Annotated in this window: 13 protein-coding genes; 8 read left to right on the plus strand and 5 right to left on the minus strand. The window is 70.4% G+C overall.

Annotated features, from left to right (window positions below; all coding sequences use genetic code 11):
* Nucleotides 1-23: 23 nt before the first annotated feature.
* The 5 genes from ROT00_RS07735 to ROT00_RS07755 all read right to left on the minus strand — a co-directional run bounded on the left by ROT00_RS07735 (nucleotide 24) and on the right by ROT00_RS07755 (nucleotide 7,046).
* Nucleotides 24-1,349 carry an aminotransferase-like domain-containing protein gene (locus ROT00_RS07735; RefSeq protein WP_404773725.1) on the minus strand — a complete coding sequence of 442 codons (1,326 nt, stop codon included), beginning with the start codon at nucleotides 1,347-1,349 and terminating at the stop codon, nucleotides 24-26.
* A 141-nt stretch (nucleotides 1,350-1,490) separates the two neighbouring features.
* Entirely contained in the window at nucleotides 1,491-1,814 is a 324-nt protein-coding gene (gene trxA, locus ROT00_RS07740) for a thioredoxin (RefSeq protein WP_404773727.1), read from the minus strand.
* 71 nt (nucleotides 1,815-1,885) lie between these two features.
* Nucleotides 1,886-2,860: a thioredoxin-disulfide reductase gene (gene trxB / locus ROT00_RS07745; RefSeq protein ID WP_404773729.1), complete on the minus strand. Its 975-nt coding sequence runs from the start codon at nucleotides 2,858-2,860 to the stop codon at nucleotides 1,886-1,888.
* A 129-nt stretch (nucleotides 2,861-2,989) separates the two neighbouring features.
* Nucleotides 2,990-4,615, minus strand: a complete 1,626-nt coding sequence (murJ, locus tag ROT00_RS07750) for a murein biosynthesis integral membrane protein MurJ (RefSeq protein WP_404773730.1) — start codon at nucleotides 4,613-4,615, stop codon at nucleotides 2,990-2,992.
* The gene (locus ROT00_RS07755) at nucleotides 4,608-7,046 is read right to left on the minus strand and encodes a DUF6049 family protein (RefSeq protein ID WP_404773732.1); all 2,439 of its coding nucleotides are present in this window, start codon (nucleotides 7,044-7,046) and stop codon (nucleotides 4,608-4,610) included. The genes murJ and ROT00_RS07755 overlap by 8 nt, the downstream gene beginning before the upstream one ends.
* Nucleotides 7,047-7,153: 107 nt before the next feature.
* On the opposite strand from ROT00_RS07755, the gene ROT00_RS07760 reads away from it, so the two are divergent.
* From ROT00_RS07760 to ROT00_RS07795, 8 genes are all read left to right on the plus strand, one after another.
* Entirely contained in the window at nucleotides 7,154-8,590 is a 1,437-nt protein-coding gene (locus tag ROT00_RS07760; protein ID WP_404773734.1) for a CCA tRNA nucleotidyltransferase, read from the plus strand.
* Between the two features lie 201 nt (nucleotides 8,591-8,791).
* On the plus strand, nucleotides 8,792-9,163 hold the full coding sequence (rpsF, locus tag ROT00_RS07765) for a 30S ribosomal protein S6 (protein ID WP_404773735.1): 372 nt from the start codon (nucleotides 8,792-8,794) through the stop codon (nucleotides 9,161-9,163).
* 5 nt (nucleotides 9,164-9,168) lie between these two features.
* Nucleotides 9,169-9,696, plus strand: a complete 528-nt coding sequence (locus tag ROT00_RS07770) for a single-stranded DNA-binding protein (RefSeq protein WP_251204635.1) — start codon at nucleotides 9,169-9,171, stop codon at nucleotides 9,694-9,696.
* 97 nt (nucleotides 9,697-9,793) lie between these two features.
* On the plus strand, nucleotides 9,794-10,048 hold the full coding sequence (gene rpsR / locus ROT00_RS07775; RefSeq protein ID WP_189083988.1) for a 30S ribosomal protein S18: 255 nt from the start codon (nucleotides 9,794-9,796) through the stop codon (nucleotides 10,046-10,048).
* 11 nt (nucleotides 10,049-10,059) lie between these two features.
* The gene (rplI, locus tag ROT00_RS07780; RefSeq protein ID WP_404773736.1) at nucleotides 10,060-10,512 is read left to right on the plus strand and encodes a 50S ribosomal protein L9; all 453 of its coding nucleotides are present in this window, start codon (nucleotides 10,060-10,062) and stop codon (nucleotides 10,510-10,512) included.
* 473 nt (nucleotides 10,513-10,985) lie between these two features.
* Entirely contained in the window at nucleotides 10,986-12,359 is a 1,374-nt protein-coding gene (gene dnaB / locus ROT00_RS07785; RefSeq protein ID WP_404773737.1) for a replicative DNA helicase, read from the plus strand.
* A 205-nt stretch (nucleotides 12,360-12,564) separates the two neighbouring features.
* Complete coding sequence (locus ROT00_RS07790) at nucleotides 12,565-14,061, plus strand: MATE family efflux transporter (protein ID WP_404773739.1); 1,497 nt, start codon at nucleotides 12,565-12,567, stop codon at nucleotides 14,059-14,061.
* A 335-nt stretch (nucleotides 14,062-14,396) separates the two neighbouring features.
* Nucleotides 14,397-15,209, plus strand: a complete 813-nt coding sequence (locus tag ROT00_RS07795) for a GntR family transcriptional regulator (RefSeq protein ID WP_404773740.1) — start codon at nucleotides 14,397-14,399, stop codon at nucleotides 15,207-15,209.
* Nucleotides 15,210-15,273 lie beyond the last annotated feature (64 nt).

Below are 15,273 nucleotides of genomic sequence, written 5' to 3' on the forward strand. Positions count from 1 at the left end.
GTGCAGTTACTTGAAGGTACGGACTATTTGAGGTCGCTCGGCGGCGCCGATTCGATGCCCGGCGTCGGTGGGAGCTGAAGCGTTCCCGTCCCGGCGAAGGTGTCGAGGAGATCGAGCTCGCCGTTGATGACGGTCGCGAGACGGCGGATGCCGAGGCGGATCGCCTCCGGCGTCGGATAGCAGTACGACAGGCGCATCGCGTGACGTCCGCGCCCGTCGGCGAAGAAGGCCGTGCCCGGTGTGTAGGCGACGAGCTCGCGCACCGCGCGCGGCAGCATCTGCTTCGAGTCGAGCACGTCGGGCATGGTGACCCAGACGTAGAAGCCGCCGTTGGGGTTCGTCCAGCGCAGCTGCGGCAGATACTCGCCGAGGGCGTCGATCATTGCATCCTTGCGTTCGCGATACACGCCGCGGAAGGTGTCGATCTGGCCGCGCCAGTCGGCGGTCGAGAGATACTCCGCGACGACGAGCTGGCTGAACGAGGAGGGCGAGAGGATCGCGGACTCGGCGGCGAGGATGAGTTTCTCGCGAATCGCGTGGGGCGCGAGCGCCCAGCCCACGCGGAAGCCGGGCGCGAGCGTCTTCGAGAACGAACCGAGGTAGATGACACCCTCGGGGTCCATCGACCGCAGCGCATTCGGCGCCGGCTCGTCGAAGTGCAGGAGGCCGTAGGGGTTGTCCTCGAGCACGAGGATCTCGTTCTGCCGGCAGATCTCGAGGATCTCGGGCCGACGCTCCGCCGAGAGGGTGACTCCGGCCGGGTTGTGGAAGTTCGGGATCGTGTAGAGGAACTTGATGCGCCGGCCCTGGCTGCGGAGGAAGCCGATCGTCTCGCGCAGCGCCTCCGGGATGAGTCCGTCGTCGTCGGTCGCGACGTGCACGACCGAGGCCTGGTACGAGCGGAAGACGCCCAGTGCGCCGACGTAGGACGGCGCCTCGGCGAGCACCACGTCACCCGGGTCGAGGAACAGCTTCGCGACGAAGTCGAGCGCCTGCTGGGATCCGGTCGAGGTCACGACGTCGTCGACGGATGCCCCGCGGATGCCCTCGAGCGACATGACGTCGAGGATGTGCTCGCGAAGTGCGGGGATGCCCGCTCCCCCGCCGTACTGCAGCGCGGTCGGGCCCTGCTCCCGCATGACGCGGTCCATCGATGTGGTGATGAGGTCGTGCGGGAGCGCCGAGACGAACGGCATGCCGCCGGCGAGCGAGACCACCTCGGGCCGCGAGGCGACGGCGAACAGGGCTCGGACCTCGGAGGCCGCGAAGCCGGCGGCTCGCTCGGCGTAGTTCGCATACCAGGGGTCGAGGTTGTTACCGGTCCGCTCGGGGACGCCGTCAGTGCTCACGTGCCATCCGTTCTGTTCAGGGTTCTCATGCTAGTCATCGGTGCGGGGCCGCGAAGACCGCGCGACGCGGGCCGCTCCCGGGAATGCGAAGGACCCGCCCGGCGTCTGCCGGGCGGGTCCTCGGGTCGTTCAGGATGCCGGCTACTGGATGTAGGCGGCGAGGTCGGCCTCGAGGGCCGGCTTCGGCTTGGCGCCGACGAAGCTCTGCACGACCTCGCCCTGCTTGAAGACCTTGAACGCCGGGATGGCGGTGATCTGGTACTTCATGGCGAGCTGCGGGTTCTCGTCGACGTTGAGCTTGACGATGTCGATCTTGTCGGCGTGCTCGGTGGCGATCTGGTCGAGGATCGGGCTGACCGCGCGGCACGGGCCGCACCACTCCGCCCAGAAGTCGACGATGACGGGCTTGTCGTTCTCGAGCACCTCGGACTGGAAGGTGGCCTCGGTCACTGCACGTGCGGACATTGCATTCTCTCCTTCGATGAAAAACCTGGTGATCCGCGAGAAATCCGCGGGAACCCGTTGATGGGGTGTCGCTACTCCGCGACGGTGGCGAGCTCGGCCACCGGGGAGGGCTCCTCGCTCGCGTCGTCGAGCGCCGCGAGGTAGTGCTCGGCATCCAGCGCCGCGACCGTGCCGGAGCCGGCGGCGGTGACCGCCTGGCGGTAGTGCGGGTCGATGACGTCGCCGGCGGCGAAGACGCCCGGCACCGACGTGCGCGAGGAGCGGCCGTCGACCGCGATCGTGCCCTCGGCCGTGAGGTCGAGCTTGCCGTGCACGAGGTGCGTGCGCGGGTCGTTGCCGATCGCGACGAAGAGCCCGTCGAGGTCGAGCGCGCGGACCTCGCCCGTCACCGTGTCGCGGAGGCTCACGCCGTTCACCGCGTCGGTGCCGTGGATGGCCGCGATCTCGGCGTTCCACACGAACTCGATCTTCTCGTTGTCGAAGGCGCGCTGCTGCATGATCTTCGAGGCCTTCAGCGAGTCGCGGCGGTGGATCACGTAGACCTTGTCGGCGAAGCGGGTGAGGAACGTGGCCTCCTCCATCGCCGAGTCGCCGCCGCCGACGACCGCGATGGTCTTCTGGCGGAAGAAGAAGCCGTCGCACGTCGCGCACCACGAGAGGCCGTGACCCGACAGGGTCTCCTCCTCGGGCAGGCCGAGCTTGCGGTAGGCGGAGCCCGTCGCGTAGACGATGGTGCGGGCCTCTTCGACCCCGCCGTTGCCGAGCTTCACGCGCTTGACCGGGCCGTCGAGCTCGAGCTCCACGACGTCGTCGTAGACGATCTCGGTGCCGAACTTCTCGGCCTGCTCCTGCATCTTCGTCATGAGATCGGGGCCCATGACCGCCTCGGGGAAGCCCGGGAAGTTCTCGACCTCGGTCGTGTTCATGAGCTCGCCGCCGATCTCGACGGAGCTCGCGATGAGCAGCGGTTTCAGTTCGGCGCGCGCGGCGTAGATGGCGGCGGTGAACCCGGCCGGGCCGGAACCGATGATGATGATGTCGCGCAAGGGGCGCTCCCTCGAGTGCTGTCGGTGAAAGCGGCATCCGACGGAATCGGATGTCACGACGTGGTCAACACAGTCTAGGCGGCGGGTATTCCGCGCGACGAGGCGACGAGCTGCGGTCGGAGCGGCTTCTCAGCCGCGGCGGATGCGGCGGAGCAGCGGCTCCGCGAAGCCGCGGAGCTCCGGGGTGCGGATGAGCCAGAGCGTGCCGAAGTACGCGAGCGCCATGACGGAGCCGACGACGGCCATCGAGACGATCGCGGGGATGAGCCCGGACATCGCGAAGCCGTCGTCGGAGATGCCGCCGAGCAGCACGAGGGCGACGAAGCCGACGATGAGCGCCGGCACCGCGCCGATGGCGTAGCGCACGAAGCTCGAGGTGATGTGCCACCCGTCGATGCCGCCGAGCCGGCGGCGCAGCAGGATCGCCGCGAGCGTCACCTGGGCGACGCAGGCGATCGAGGTCAGCAGCGCGATGCCGATGGCGATGAACTCGGGGAGCACGTTCAGCAGGAGCAGGGCGCCGCCGGAGAAGAGCACCACCTGGAAGAGCGTGAAGAAGAACGGCGTCTTCGTGTCGCCGAGCGCGTAGAAGGTGCGCTGCACGATGAAGAGCATGCTGAACGGCAGCAGACCGACCATGTAGGCGACGACGACGTTGCCGAAGACGAGCTTCGTGTCGAAGGAGGCGCCGCTCACGAACGCCGTGGCGAAGGGGTAGCTGCACATCACGAGCACGATCGAGGCGAGCACGATGATGAGCCCGACGCCGCGGGTGGCGCTCGAGAAGTCGGCGCGCACGCGGTCGGTGTCGCCGATGGACGCGTGCTCGCTCATCCGGGTGAAGTACGCCGTCGCGATCGAGACCGTGATGACCGAGTGCGGCAGCATGAAGAGGAGCCAGGCGTTGCCGAGCGCGGCGACGGACGCCGAACCCTGGCCCGACGCCTCGCCGACGACGTTCGTCTCGACGAGCCCGGCGAAGGTCGTGAGCAGCAGCATGCCGAAGGTCCAGCTCGCCATCCGGCCGGCGTCGCCGAGACCGACCCCGCGCCAGCGGAAGTCGGGCCGGTAGCGCAGCCCGATGCGGCGCCAGAACCAGAACAGCACCACGGCCTGCACGGCGATGCCGAGCGAGGCGGAGCCGGCCAGCACGGCGATCATCGCCGGGTCCCAGCTTCCGGCGTCGCGGAGGCCGTCGGGGTCGCTGCCCCACACCGCCATGAAGACCACGAGCCCGGCGATCGCGACGAGGTTGTTGAGCACGGGCACCCAGGTGAAGGGGCCGAAGCTCCGACGGGCGTTCAGCACCTCGCCGAGCAGCGTGTAGAGCCCGTAGAAGAAGATCTGCGGCAGGCACCAGTACGCGAACAGGGTGGCGAGATCGCGGGTCGACTGATCGAGCTTGATGCCGTACAGCCAGGCGAGCAGCGGCGCCGCGAGCGTGGCGAGCAGGGTGATGCCGACGAGGATGACGAGTGCGAGCGTGAGCAGCCGGTTGATGTAGGCGCGGCCGCCGTCGGCGTGCAGTCCGGCGCGCACGATCTGCGGCACGAGGACCGCGCTCAGCACGCCGCCCGCGACGACCACGTACACCGTGTTCGGCAGCTGGTTCGCGACCGCGAAGGCGTCGGCGCTCGCGCCGGTGATGCCGATCGCGCTGACCAGCACCGCGGCCTTCACGAACCCGAGGATCCGCGACACCACCGTGCCGGAGGCGAGGAAGAGGCTCGCGCGGCCGATGCGGTCGTCACTCATCGCGGGGATCCTGGTCCTTCTGCGCCGCGGCGTCGGGCTCGGTGGCGGTGTCGGTCGCGGATGCGTCGGTGTCGGTGTCGGTGTCGGTGTTGTTCGCGCCGGCCTCGTTCGCGCCGGCCTCGTTCGCCTCCGCCGCGCGCGCCTTGCGGCGACGGCGGATGTTGCGCCAGATGCCGATGCCGAAGAAGAGGACCACGATCGTCGCGAGCACCGCGGCGCCGACGCCCTCCCAGTCGGCCTGCACGTTGGCCGACAGATAGGTGGGAGAGCCGATCTCGACGCCCTCGGTCGAGTACAGCGAGACGGTGAGCACGACCTCGCCGCTGCCGACGCCCGCGGCGACCGGCACGACGACGCTGGCGCGCGATTCGGGCTCGACCGTCACCGTCTGCCGGCCCTCGACGAGGAGGCGGCCGTTCGAGGGCGCGACGTCGACCTCCAGCGTGACCGCGTACGGCAGCGTGTTCTCGATGGTGGCGGGGACGCCGGACTCGCGCGAGATCACGTTGATCGTGCTCGACGGCACGACGGAGATCGCCGCGCGGGTCTGCACCTGCGCCGACAGCCAGTCGTTCGAGGCGGACTGCCAGTCGGTCGGGGTCCGGATCCAGCCCGCATCGAGCAGCGCGAGGAGATCGCGTCGAGTGGGGTCCGCGAGCAGCGCGGGCTCGGTGAGGGCCGTCGCGAAGGACACGGTCTGCGCCTCGGAATCGATGAGGCGCTGCACGGTCGCCCGCCGTTCGTCGGGCTCGGGCGAGCTCGCCAGCGTTCGCGCGACGGGCGGCGCGCCGATCGCGTCGGAGAGGCTCGCCGGTCGGGCCCAGGCGAGCGTGGCGAGGGCCTGCACGGTCGCCCCGACGCGGTCGGCGTTGGCGCCGCCCGCCCGGGCGAAGCTCGCGAGGAGCGAGCTCGCCGAGGCATCCTGCGCGGAGTAGGCGGCGAGCTCGGCCGCGAGCCGTCCCATCGCCTCCCGCCACTCCGCGTCGCTCGTCGCGGCGGCCGCCGCACGGAGGGCCGCGGTGAGCCGGGCGTCCGCGACGATCGCCGTGCCGCCGTCGACCGAACTCGCGGCGTTCCCCGGTGGGAGCGGGCCGCCGTCGGACTCGCCGTCCTCATCGCCTTCGTCGGGAGCGGATGCCGGGGCCTCCACGTTCCCCGGAGCGAGCAGGCTCGTCGTGAGCCCCCCGGCCGCGAGCCACGCGAGATCGCCGCTCGCCACGGTGCCGTCGGCCGGCCAGGCGATGTCGGCGCGGGTGTACGGCCAGGCCAGCAGCTGCTCGGTGGTCGGGACCTCGTCGACCGTTCCGTCGCCGTCGACGTCGCCGGGGGTCGGCGTGGGCGTCGGCGTCGCCTCCTGCGTCAGCGACTGGAGGCCGGAGCCGAGGCTCGCGGGCCCGGTCACCGGCGGATCGCTCGGGGACACCGTCGGCACCCCGGGCATGCCCTCGAGGAAGTCGGCGGGATCGAGCACGTCGGCGAACGACTCCGGCTTCAGGAGCGCCGGGAGACCGAGCTGCGACTGCACCGCGACGTCGGCATCCGCGTAGGCCAGCGGGAAGACGATGTTGCCGATTGAGCCGAGCCGCTCGAGCCAGGCGGCCGCGGACTCCGGCGCCGTCGAGCCGAGCACCCGGATCGAGACGATGATGCGGGGGTCGATGCCGATGGCGACGGAACGGTCGGCGACGGCGTCGAGCTGGCGGGTGAGGAGGCCGTCCGGGGCGGTCCACGCCTCGAGCTGCTCGGCGTCGATGAGCCCGGTCGTGTCGTCGGGCACCGTCAGCGGGTAGGCGAGCGCGAGGCCGGGTGCGCCGCCCGCGGCCGCGCGGGGCGACGGGAACGCGGCGTCGTTCGTCGCGACGACCACGCCGTCGACGAGGAGCTCCGCGCGCAGGCCCGTGATGGCGGCCGAGGCATCGAGGGCACCGGCCGGGATGCTCACCAGCACCTGGCTCGTGCCGCCGCTCACGACGCCCGGGGTCTGGGCTTCGCCCACCGCCGTGGCGGTCGCCGCGTCGTCGGAGAGCCAGGCGTCGAGCTCATCGGCGTCGCCCACGGACTCGTCGGCCGTGCTCAGGCGGATGACGCCCTGGCTGAGCAGCTCCGCCGAGCCGTTCACGATCTCGACGCCGACGGTGGACGCGGCGGCCGGGTCGAGCACGAAGGCACCGGCCGGCGAGAGGTGCAGCTCGACCGCGCCGGCATCCGCTGCCGCGGCCTCCGCGGGAGCCGTCGCGGTGTCGCGGGGCTCCGACTGCACCGGGCGGTGGTCGGCGGTCTGTACCGCGGCGGCGATCGGCACCGCCGCGCCGGCCGAGCTGAGCGCGATGACCCCCACGACGGCGGCCGCGATCGTGCGCCCTCGGGCCGTGGCGACGCTTCGTTCGAAGAGTCGGCGGAGTCGACGCGCAGGGTTCGACTCGGCCACCATGCACGCGATTCTACGGTGTGCGGCCGGGCGGAACGTGGGCCGCTGCGCCCGCGGGAGGCATCCGTCCCGAGGACGCCGCTCGCCGGGCGTTGCGTACGATGGTCGGCATGCAGAGCGTGGCCGGGGCCCTCGATCGACTCGGCGAGCTGGCCGGTTCGCCGAGCGTGGCGACCCTCTCGGCGGCGTTCGCTGCGGCGGGCCGCGAGCTCGCCCTCGTCGGCGGTCCGGTGCGCGACGCGTTCCTCGGCCGGCCGGTGCACGACCTCGACTTCACGACCGACGCGACGCCCGAGCAGATCCTCGAGATCGTGAAGCCGATCTCCGACGCCCACTGGGACATCGGCCGCGAGTTCGGCACCATCGGCGCGCGGATCGCGGGCGAGACGGTCGAGATCACCACATACCGGGCCGACAGCTACGACGGGCAGTCGCGGAAGCCGGCCGTCGTCTTCGGTGACTCGCTCGAGGGCGACCTCGTGCGACGCGACTTCACGGTCAACTCGCTCGCGCTGCGGCTCCCGCGCATCGAGCTCGTCGACCCCTCCGGCGGGGTGGAGGACCTCATCGCGGGCGTGCTGCGCACCCCCTCGGCGCCGCAGACCTCCTTCGGCGACGATCCGCTGCGGATGATGCGCGCGGCGCGGTTCGCGGCGCAGCTCGGTTTCGAGGTCGAAGAGGGGACCCGGGCCGCCCTCGAGGAGCTCGCTCCGGAGATCGACCGCATCTCGGCCGAGCGGGTGCGGGAGGAGCTGTCGAAGCTCCTCCTCTCCGATCGGCCGGTCGACGGACTCCGCATCCTCGTCGACTCCGGGCTCGCGCAACGGGTGCTGCCGGAGCTGCCCGCCCTGCGGCTCGAACGCGACGAGCACCACCGGCACAAGGACGTCTACGAGCACAGCCTCCGGGTGCTCGAGCAGGCGATCGGCTACGAGCGCGCCCGCGGCACGCTCGACTCCCCCGATCTCGTGGTCCGGCTCGCGGCCCTGCTGCACGACATCGGCAAGCCCGCGACCCGCCGGCTCGAGCCGGGCGGGGCGGTCAGCTTCTATCACCACGACGTGGTCGGGGCGAAGCTCGCGAAGAAGCGGCTCCGCGAACTCCGCTACGACAACGACACCATCGCCGCGGTGTCGCGCCTGATCGAGCTGCACCTCCGCTTCTTCGGCTACACCGACTCGGCGTGGAGCGACTCCGCCGTGCGCCGCTACGTGCGCGACGCCGGTTCGCCCGAGCAGCTGGAGCGGCTGCACATCCTCTCCCGCGCCGACGTGACCACGCGGAACAAGCGCAAGGCCGACATGCTCGCCTTCGCCTACGACGACCTCGAGCAGCGCATCGCCGAGCTCGCCGAGCAGGAGGAGCTCGACGCGGTGCGCCCGGAGCTCGACGGCGAGCAGATCATGGCGGCGCTCGGCATCCGCCCCGGCCGCGAGGTGGGCGAGGCGTACCGGTTCCTGCTCGAGCTGCGCCTCGACGAGGGGCCGATCGGCGAGGATGCCGCCCGCGAGCGGCTGCTCGCCTGGTGGGCGCAGCGCGGGGCGTAGCCGCGCGACAGCGGCGTCCCGGGCGTTCGAGCGCGTCGCGCGGACGGGCTCGGCGCCGGATGGCGCGGGGCCGAGGCATCCGTTACACTGTGAAGGTTGCCCGTGTGCCGCATTCGCGGCCTCCACGACGCACAGTATGAACACCCTCCTGCTGCCGGGAACGACCCGGCGGCCGCTGAGTCCGAAGGAGGTGGGTACGTCATGCACCAGTACGAGCTGATGGTCATCCTCGATCCCGAGATCGACGAGCGCACCGTTGCTCCCAGCCTCGACAAGTTCCTCAACGTCATCCGCAACGATGGCGGCACGGTCGACAACGTCGACATCTGGGGACGTCGCAAGCTGGCCTACGAGATCAAGAAGAAGGCCGAGGGCATCTACGCCGTCGTCGACTTCACCGCTGAGCCCGCGACCACCAAGGAGCTCGACCGCCAGCTGAACCTCAGCGAGGCCGTCATGCGCACCAAGGTGCTCCGCGCCGAGGAAGCGATCGCCCAGGTCGCCGCGCACCAGAAGGCCGAGGCGGCCAAGGCCGCCAAGAAGGCCGCTGCTGCCGCCAAGAAGGACGCCTAGTCCTCATGGCCGGCGAGACCGTCATCACCGTGGTGGGCAACCTCACTGCAGACCCCGAGCTGCGTTACACGCAGAACGGACTCGCGGTTGCCAACTTCACCATCGCGTCCACTCCCCGCACGTACGACCGTCAGTCGAACGAGTGGAAGGACGGTGAAGCACTGTTCCTGCGTGCGAGCTGCTGGCGTGAATTCGCCGAGCACGTCGCCGGTTCACTCACCAAGGGTTCCCGGGTCATCGCTTCCGGGCGGCTCAAGCAGCGTTCCTACGAGACCAAGGAAGGCGAGAAGCGCACCACCATCGAGCTGGAGATCGACGAGATCGGTCCCTCGCTCCGGTACGCGACCGCTCAGGTCACTCGCGCGCAGTCCAACCGCGGCGTCGGCGGCGGCGGCTCCTTCGGGGGCGGCCAGTCGGATGACGCGTGGGCCCCGTCCGCTCCGGCTCAGTCGGGCAACAGCGGCGGCGGCGCGGGCGGCGGCGACGTGTGGAACACGCCGGGCACGAGCTACGGCGACGAGACGCCCTTCTAGGCCCGAGCGCTCCCCCGGGGAGCAGGGTCGGCGAGCGGATGCCTCGGGCTGAGGCATCCGGCGCAACAGAACGTATTCACTCAGACAGGAAAGATCCATGGCTGGAAAGAGCAGCGGCGACCGCCGCAAGCCGCGGAAGGGCGCGAAGAACGCCGCCCCCGCGAAGTCCGTCAAGGTCGGCGTCATCGACTACAAGGATGTCGCCACCCTTCGCAAGTTCATCTCGGAGCGCGGCAAGATCCGTGCCCGTCGCATCACCGGTGTCTCCGTGCAGGAGCAGCGCCTCATCGCCCGCGCCGTGAAGAACGCGCGCGAGATGGCCCTCCTGCCCTACTCGGGCTCCGGCCGCTAAGGAGCACGAAAATGGCAAAGGTTATCCTCACGCACGAGGTCTCGGGGCTCGGTGCCGCCGGCGACGTCGTCGAGGTCAAGAACGGCTACGCCCGCAACTACCTCGTCCCGCAGGGTTTCGCGACCCCGTGGACCCGCGGTGGTCAGAAGCAGGTCGACCAGATCAAGGCGGCTCGCGCCGCTCGCGCCCTGCACTCCCTCGAGGACGCGCAGGCGCTCAAGGCGAAGCTCGAGTCCGGCAAGGTCAAGCTGACCGTCAAGGCCGGCCTCGGCGGCCGTCTGTTCGGCTCGGTCAAGACCTCGGCCGTGGCCGAGGCCGTGGCCGCTGCCGGCCTGGGCGAGATCGACAAGCGCAAGGTCGAGTTCCCGACCGCGATCAAGACCGTCGGCGACCACGAGGTCTCCGTCCGTCTGCACGACGACGTGGCTGCGACGATCACCCTGCAGGTGATCGCGGCCAAGTAGTCGCACTCCGTACGAAGCGGCGGCACCCGATGGGTGCCGCCGCTTCGTCGTTTCCGGACGGTTCACCTCAGATACACCTGAGGAGGGCTCGGCACAAGTCCCCCATTCCGGAGATTTCAACATGTTTGTACACAGGTGAGCGACGCTCACCCGTGCAATCTCAAGAAAGTTTTCCCTCACAGGTGTGGAATGTGAAAAGTCCCGGTCAAGCTGGAATTCAACCCGTGTAATTCACAAGATTTCCACAGTTGTCCACAGGCTGAGTGCACATGTTCCCCGGCGTTTCGCCCAGATTGTCCCCAGAGTTATCCACAGGCTGGCTTGTATGTGGATGAGTGCTTCCTTATGGTGAAGCAATCGTCTCGCGCGCGTGAGTCGGGGGAGCTCAGCGCGATCATGTCGGCGGTCCCGGCTACAACGGAACCGTGGGCGTGCTGCGCCCACCCGCCGTCCCCGAATCGGAGGTCATCACCGTGTCGATCGCTCACATCGGACTCGCCGAGCCGGTCGACGACGGCGGAGCCCCGCGGGGCGAGCGCACGCCGCCGCACGACCTGCTCGCCGAGCAGAGCGTGCTCGGCGGCATGATGCTCTCGAAGGACGCGGTGGCCGACGTCATCGAGACCATCCGCGGCATCGACTTCTACGTGCCGAAGCACGAGGTCGTCTTCAACGCCGTGCTGACCCTCTACTCCCACGGCGAACCCACCGACGTGATCGCCGTCACCGACGAGCTCACGAAGTCGGGCGAGCTGCAGCGGGCCGGCGGGGTCGAATACCTGCACACCCTGACGAGCCTCGTGCCGACCGCGGCGAACGCCGGCTTCTACGCCGAGATCGTGGCCGAGCGCGCGCTGCTCCGCCGGCTCGTCGAGGCCGGCACCCGCATCGTGCAGATGGGCTACGCCGGCGAGGGCGAGGTCGTCGACCTCGTGAACAATGCGCAGGCCGAGATCTACTCGGTCACCGGCTCGGTCGAGACCGAGGACTACGTGCCGCTCTCCGACGCGGTCACGGTCGCGATCGACGAGATCGAGGCGGCGAAGCACACCGACGGCAAGATGACGGGCGTGCCGACCGGCTTCACCGACCTCGACGACCTCACGAACGGCTTCCACCCCGGCCAGATGATCGTCGTCGCCGCCCGTCCCGCGATGGGCAAGTCGACGCTCGCGCTCGACTTCGCGCGCGCGGCATCCATCACGAACGGCCTGCCCTCCGTCTTCTTCTCGCTCGAGATGGGCAAGAGCGAGATCGCCATGCGACTGCTCTCGGCGGAGTCCAACGTGCCGCTGCAGAACATGCGAAAGGGCAGCGTCGACTCCCGCGACTGGACGACGATCGCGTCGACGCGCGGCCGCATCAACGACTCGCCGCTGTACATCGACGACTCCCCCAACATGACGCTCGTCGAGATCCGCGCGAAGTGCCGCCGGCTGAAGCAGCGCGTGGGGCTCAAGCTCGTCGTCATCGACTACCTCCAGCTCATGACGAGCGGCAAGCGCGTCGAGAGCCGCCAACAGGAGGTCTCGGAGTTCTCGCGTGCGCTGAAGCTGCTCGCGAAGGAGCTGCAGGTGCCCGTCATCGCGCTCTCGCAGCTGAACCGTGGTCCCGAGCAGCGCGCCGACAAGATGCCCGCCATCAGCGACCTCCGCGAGTCGGGCTCGATCGAGCAGGATGCCGACATGGTGATCCTGCTGCACCGCGAGTCCGCCTACGAGCGCGACAGCCCCCGCGCCGGCGAGGCCGACCTGATCGTGGCCAAGCACCGTAACGGTCCCACCCGCACGGTGACCGTCGCCTTCCAGGGCCACTTCTCCAAGTTCGCCGACATGGCGCCGATGTAGGGGTTCGCGGCTTCCGAGCGATGCGACCGGCCGCATCCGGCCGCAGCCGATCGGGCATCCGGCGCCGGGTCTCTTCCTGCTCGTAGCGTGCGCCGGATCGAATCGATTCGATAGGATGGCGCGCGGTGACGTCCGAGCGCAGCCCGGGCGTCGCCCGCCTTCCCGCTCGACCCTTCCCGTCCGCCCTCCCACCGTCGAGAGCCCAATGGCCAGAACCCTCACCACCGGCGCCCCCTGGCGCGTCATCCTGCTCTTCGCCGTGCCCCTGCTCATCGGCAACGTGGTGCAGCAGCTCTACCAGGTGGCCGACGCGATCGTCGTCGGCCGGCACCTCGGCATCGCTTCCCTCGCCGCGGTGGGAGCGACGGGGCCGCTCCTCTTCCTGCTGCTCGGCTTCGCGTGGGGCGTCACGAGCGGCTTCGCCATCCCGACCGCCCAGGCCTTCGGTGCCCGCGACCACGAGCGCGTCCGGCGCTCGGTCGCGACCGGCACGCTGCTGACCGGCGGGATGAGCGTGCTCCTCACGGCCGGGGCGCCGCTCATCGCCGGCCCGGCGCTGCAGCTGCTGCAGACCCCTCCCGAGCTCCTGCCGGAGGCGACCGCGTTCACGCAGATCAGCTTCCTCGGGGCATCCGCGGTGATGTTCTTCAACTATCTCTCGGCGATCATCCGCGCGATCGGCGATTCGCGCACGCCCCTCGTCTTCCTCACGCTCTCCTGTCTGCTGAACGTCGGGCTCGTCGTGCTCATGGTCGGCGGCCTCGGCTGGGGCGTCGGCGGCGCCGCGTTCGCGACGGTGGTCGCGCAGGCCGTGTCGGTCGGGCTGTGCCTCGAGTTCGTGCGCCGCCGGGTGCCGGCGCTGCACGTGCGCCGCGCCGACTGGCGGGTCTCGCGCGCGGAGGTGCTCGAGCACCTGCGGGTCGGGCTGCCGATGGGGTTCCAGGCCTCGATCATCGCGATCGGCACCCTCACCGTGCAGGTCGCGCTGAACGAGCTCGGCGCCGACGCGGTCGCGGCGTACACGACGGCCTCCCGGGTCGACTCCCTCGCAGTCGCCTTCCTCGCCTCGCTGGGACTCGCCGCCTCGATGTACACCGCGCAGAACCTCGGCGGTCACCGGCCCGACCGCATCCGCCGCGGCGTGGTGCAGGCGACGTGGCTGGCGGTCGGCACTGCGGTGGTCATCGGCGTGCCGTTCATCCTCTTCGGCGAGCAGCTCGTGCGGCTCTTCGTCGGCGACGGTTCCGACGGGGTGGTCGCCGATGCGGCGCTCATGCTCGAGATCGACGGCTACACCTACGCCTCGCTCGCGGTGCTGTTCGTGCTGCGCGGGGCGCTGCAGGGACTCGGGCACACGTTCGTCCCCACGGCGACCGGGGTGATCGAGCTCGTGATGCGGGTCGGCGCCGCGATCGTACTGGGCGCCGCGTTCGGCTTCGTCGGCGTGGTGTGGAGCAATCCGCTCGCCTGGATCGGCGCCGTCGTGCTGCTGATCCCGGCCTACGTGCGCGAGCACCGGCGGCTCGGGCGGATGCCGGTCGAGCCGCGCACCGCGACGCCGACGACGCCCATCCCGGTCGTGGGCCCCGTCGACGGCTCGATGACGGTCGATGCCGTCGTGACGGGGTCGGTGCCGGCGGTCGAGGAGCCGCGGCCCGCCCGGCGGCGAGGTCGCGCGAATCGCGCGTCCCGCGTGGGCTGAGCGGCGGTTCGTGCGACTCCCCAGCGTGGAGTCGCGCGAACGGATGCTTCGGGGTGCGAGAAGGAGCGAATTGCGCGACGTCGCGCACGGGCACGAGCGCGAGCCCGGACCGGCTGCTGGGACGCGGAGCGCGGATGCCCCGACGGCAACTTGTCCGGTCGGTCGGGACAGCTCGGCCGATCCACCGCAGCGCGCACGGCGGGTCGTGCGCGCGAAATCGCTGTGACCCGGCGTTTTCTCCGAATGTCACGGAACGGTAACGTCGTGAACTTGTCTCTGGTCCGGTACAAGTTCGGCCGGTGAGGATTGAGGCACCCCACCGAAGAAGGCGGAACATGACCAACGCAGACGCGCTCGAGACGCTCCCGGCGCTCGACCGGAGCTCCGAATCACCGATGTGGTTCCAGGTGCTCCGGAGCATCGAGTCCGGGATCTCGACGGGCGTGTGGTCGCACGGCAGCAAGCTGCCGAGCGAGCACGAGCTGCGCGAGCACTACCGGGTGTCGCGGACGACGATCCGGGAGGCGCTCTCGCGGCTCGAGAAGTCGGGCATCATCTCCCGACAGCAGGGGCGCGGCGCGTTCGTCGACACCACGCAGGCGCCGTCGTCCTGGACCCTCGAGAGCGCACCGAGCCTGCTCGGCCAGCTCGCCGACGGCGACCGCAGCGCACTGACCTCGACCGTGCTGCGTTCGGGCGTCGACGTGCTGCCGCCGTGGGCCGCCGCGGTCTTCAAGGGCGACGGGCACGGCTTCGTGCTCGAACGCACCCGCGCGGTCGGCTCGCTCACGGCCGTCCACGTCGTGAACTACATGCCGAAGCGCTTCGCCGCCGTGCTGCCGAGCCTGCGCGACCCGCGGGCCAGCCTCTACGTCGCGGCGGAGCAGGTGCTCGGCACGCGGATCACCCGGATGCACCGCACCATCGAGGCGCACTCGGCCGATCGGGCGCTCGCCCGGCTGCTCGAGATCGAGGAGGGGCATCCGATCGTCGTCGTCGAGGCCGTCGCGTACGACCAGGACGACGAGCCGATCGACTTCTCGCGGGCCTCGGTCCGCACCGATCGCATGCGCGTGACCGTCGACAGCGGCCACAACGCCGCCGGGCTCGACGCGAGATCGACCTCCGGCACCTATCCCGCGCGCTGAGCGCAGCCACCCCGACTCCCCCGAATCCTCCCCCGAACGTCGCGGCACCCCGGTGCCCCCGTTC

The sequence above is a fragment of the Agromyces mediolanus genome (genome assembly GCF_044917495.1).
Lineage (GTDB): Bacteria > Actinomycetota > Actinomycetes > Actinomycetales > Microbacteriaceae > Agromyces > Agromyces mediolanus_B.

Coding starts and splice junctions, on each gene's coding strand:
- ROT00_RS07770 (WP_251204635.1), top strand. CDS start 9,169: ATGGCCGGCGAGACCGTCATCACCGTGGTGGGCAACCTCACTGCAGAC.
- ROT00_RS07755 (WP_404773732.1), bottom strand. CDS start 7,046: ATGGTGGCCGAGTCGAACCCTGCGCGTCGACTCCGCCGACTCTTCGAA.
- ROT00_RS07790 (WP_404773739.1), top strand. CDS start 12,565: ATGGCCAGAACCCTCACCACCGGCGCCCCCTGGCGCGTCATCCTGCTC.
- murJ (WP_404773730.1), bottom strand. CDS start 4,615: ATGAGTGACGACCGCATCGGCCGCGCGAGCCTCTTCCTCGCCTCCGGC.
- rpsF (WP_404773735.1), top strand. CDS start 8,792: ATGCACCAGTACGAGCTGATGGTCATCCTCGATCCCGAGATCGACGAG.
- rplI (WP_404773736.1), top strand. CDS start 10,060: ATGGCAAAGGTTATCCTCACGCACGAGGTCTCGGGGCTCGGTGCCGCC.
- rpsR (WP_189083988.1), top strand. CDS start 9,794: ATGGCTGGAAAGAGCAGCGGCGACCGCCGCAAGCCGCGGAAGGGCGCG.
- trxA (WP_404773727.1), bottom strand. CDS start 1,814: ATGTCCGCACGTGCAGTGACCGAGGCCACCTTCCAGTCCGAGGTGCTC.
- ROT00_RS07795 (WP_404773740.1), top strand. CDS start 14,397: ATGACCAACGCAGACGCGCTCGAGACGCTCCCGGCGCTCGACCGGAGC.
- ROT00_RS07760 (WP_404773734.1), top strand. CDS start 7,154: ATGCAGAGCGTGGCCGGGGCCCTCGATCGACTCGGCGAGCTGGCCGGT.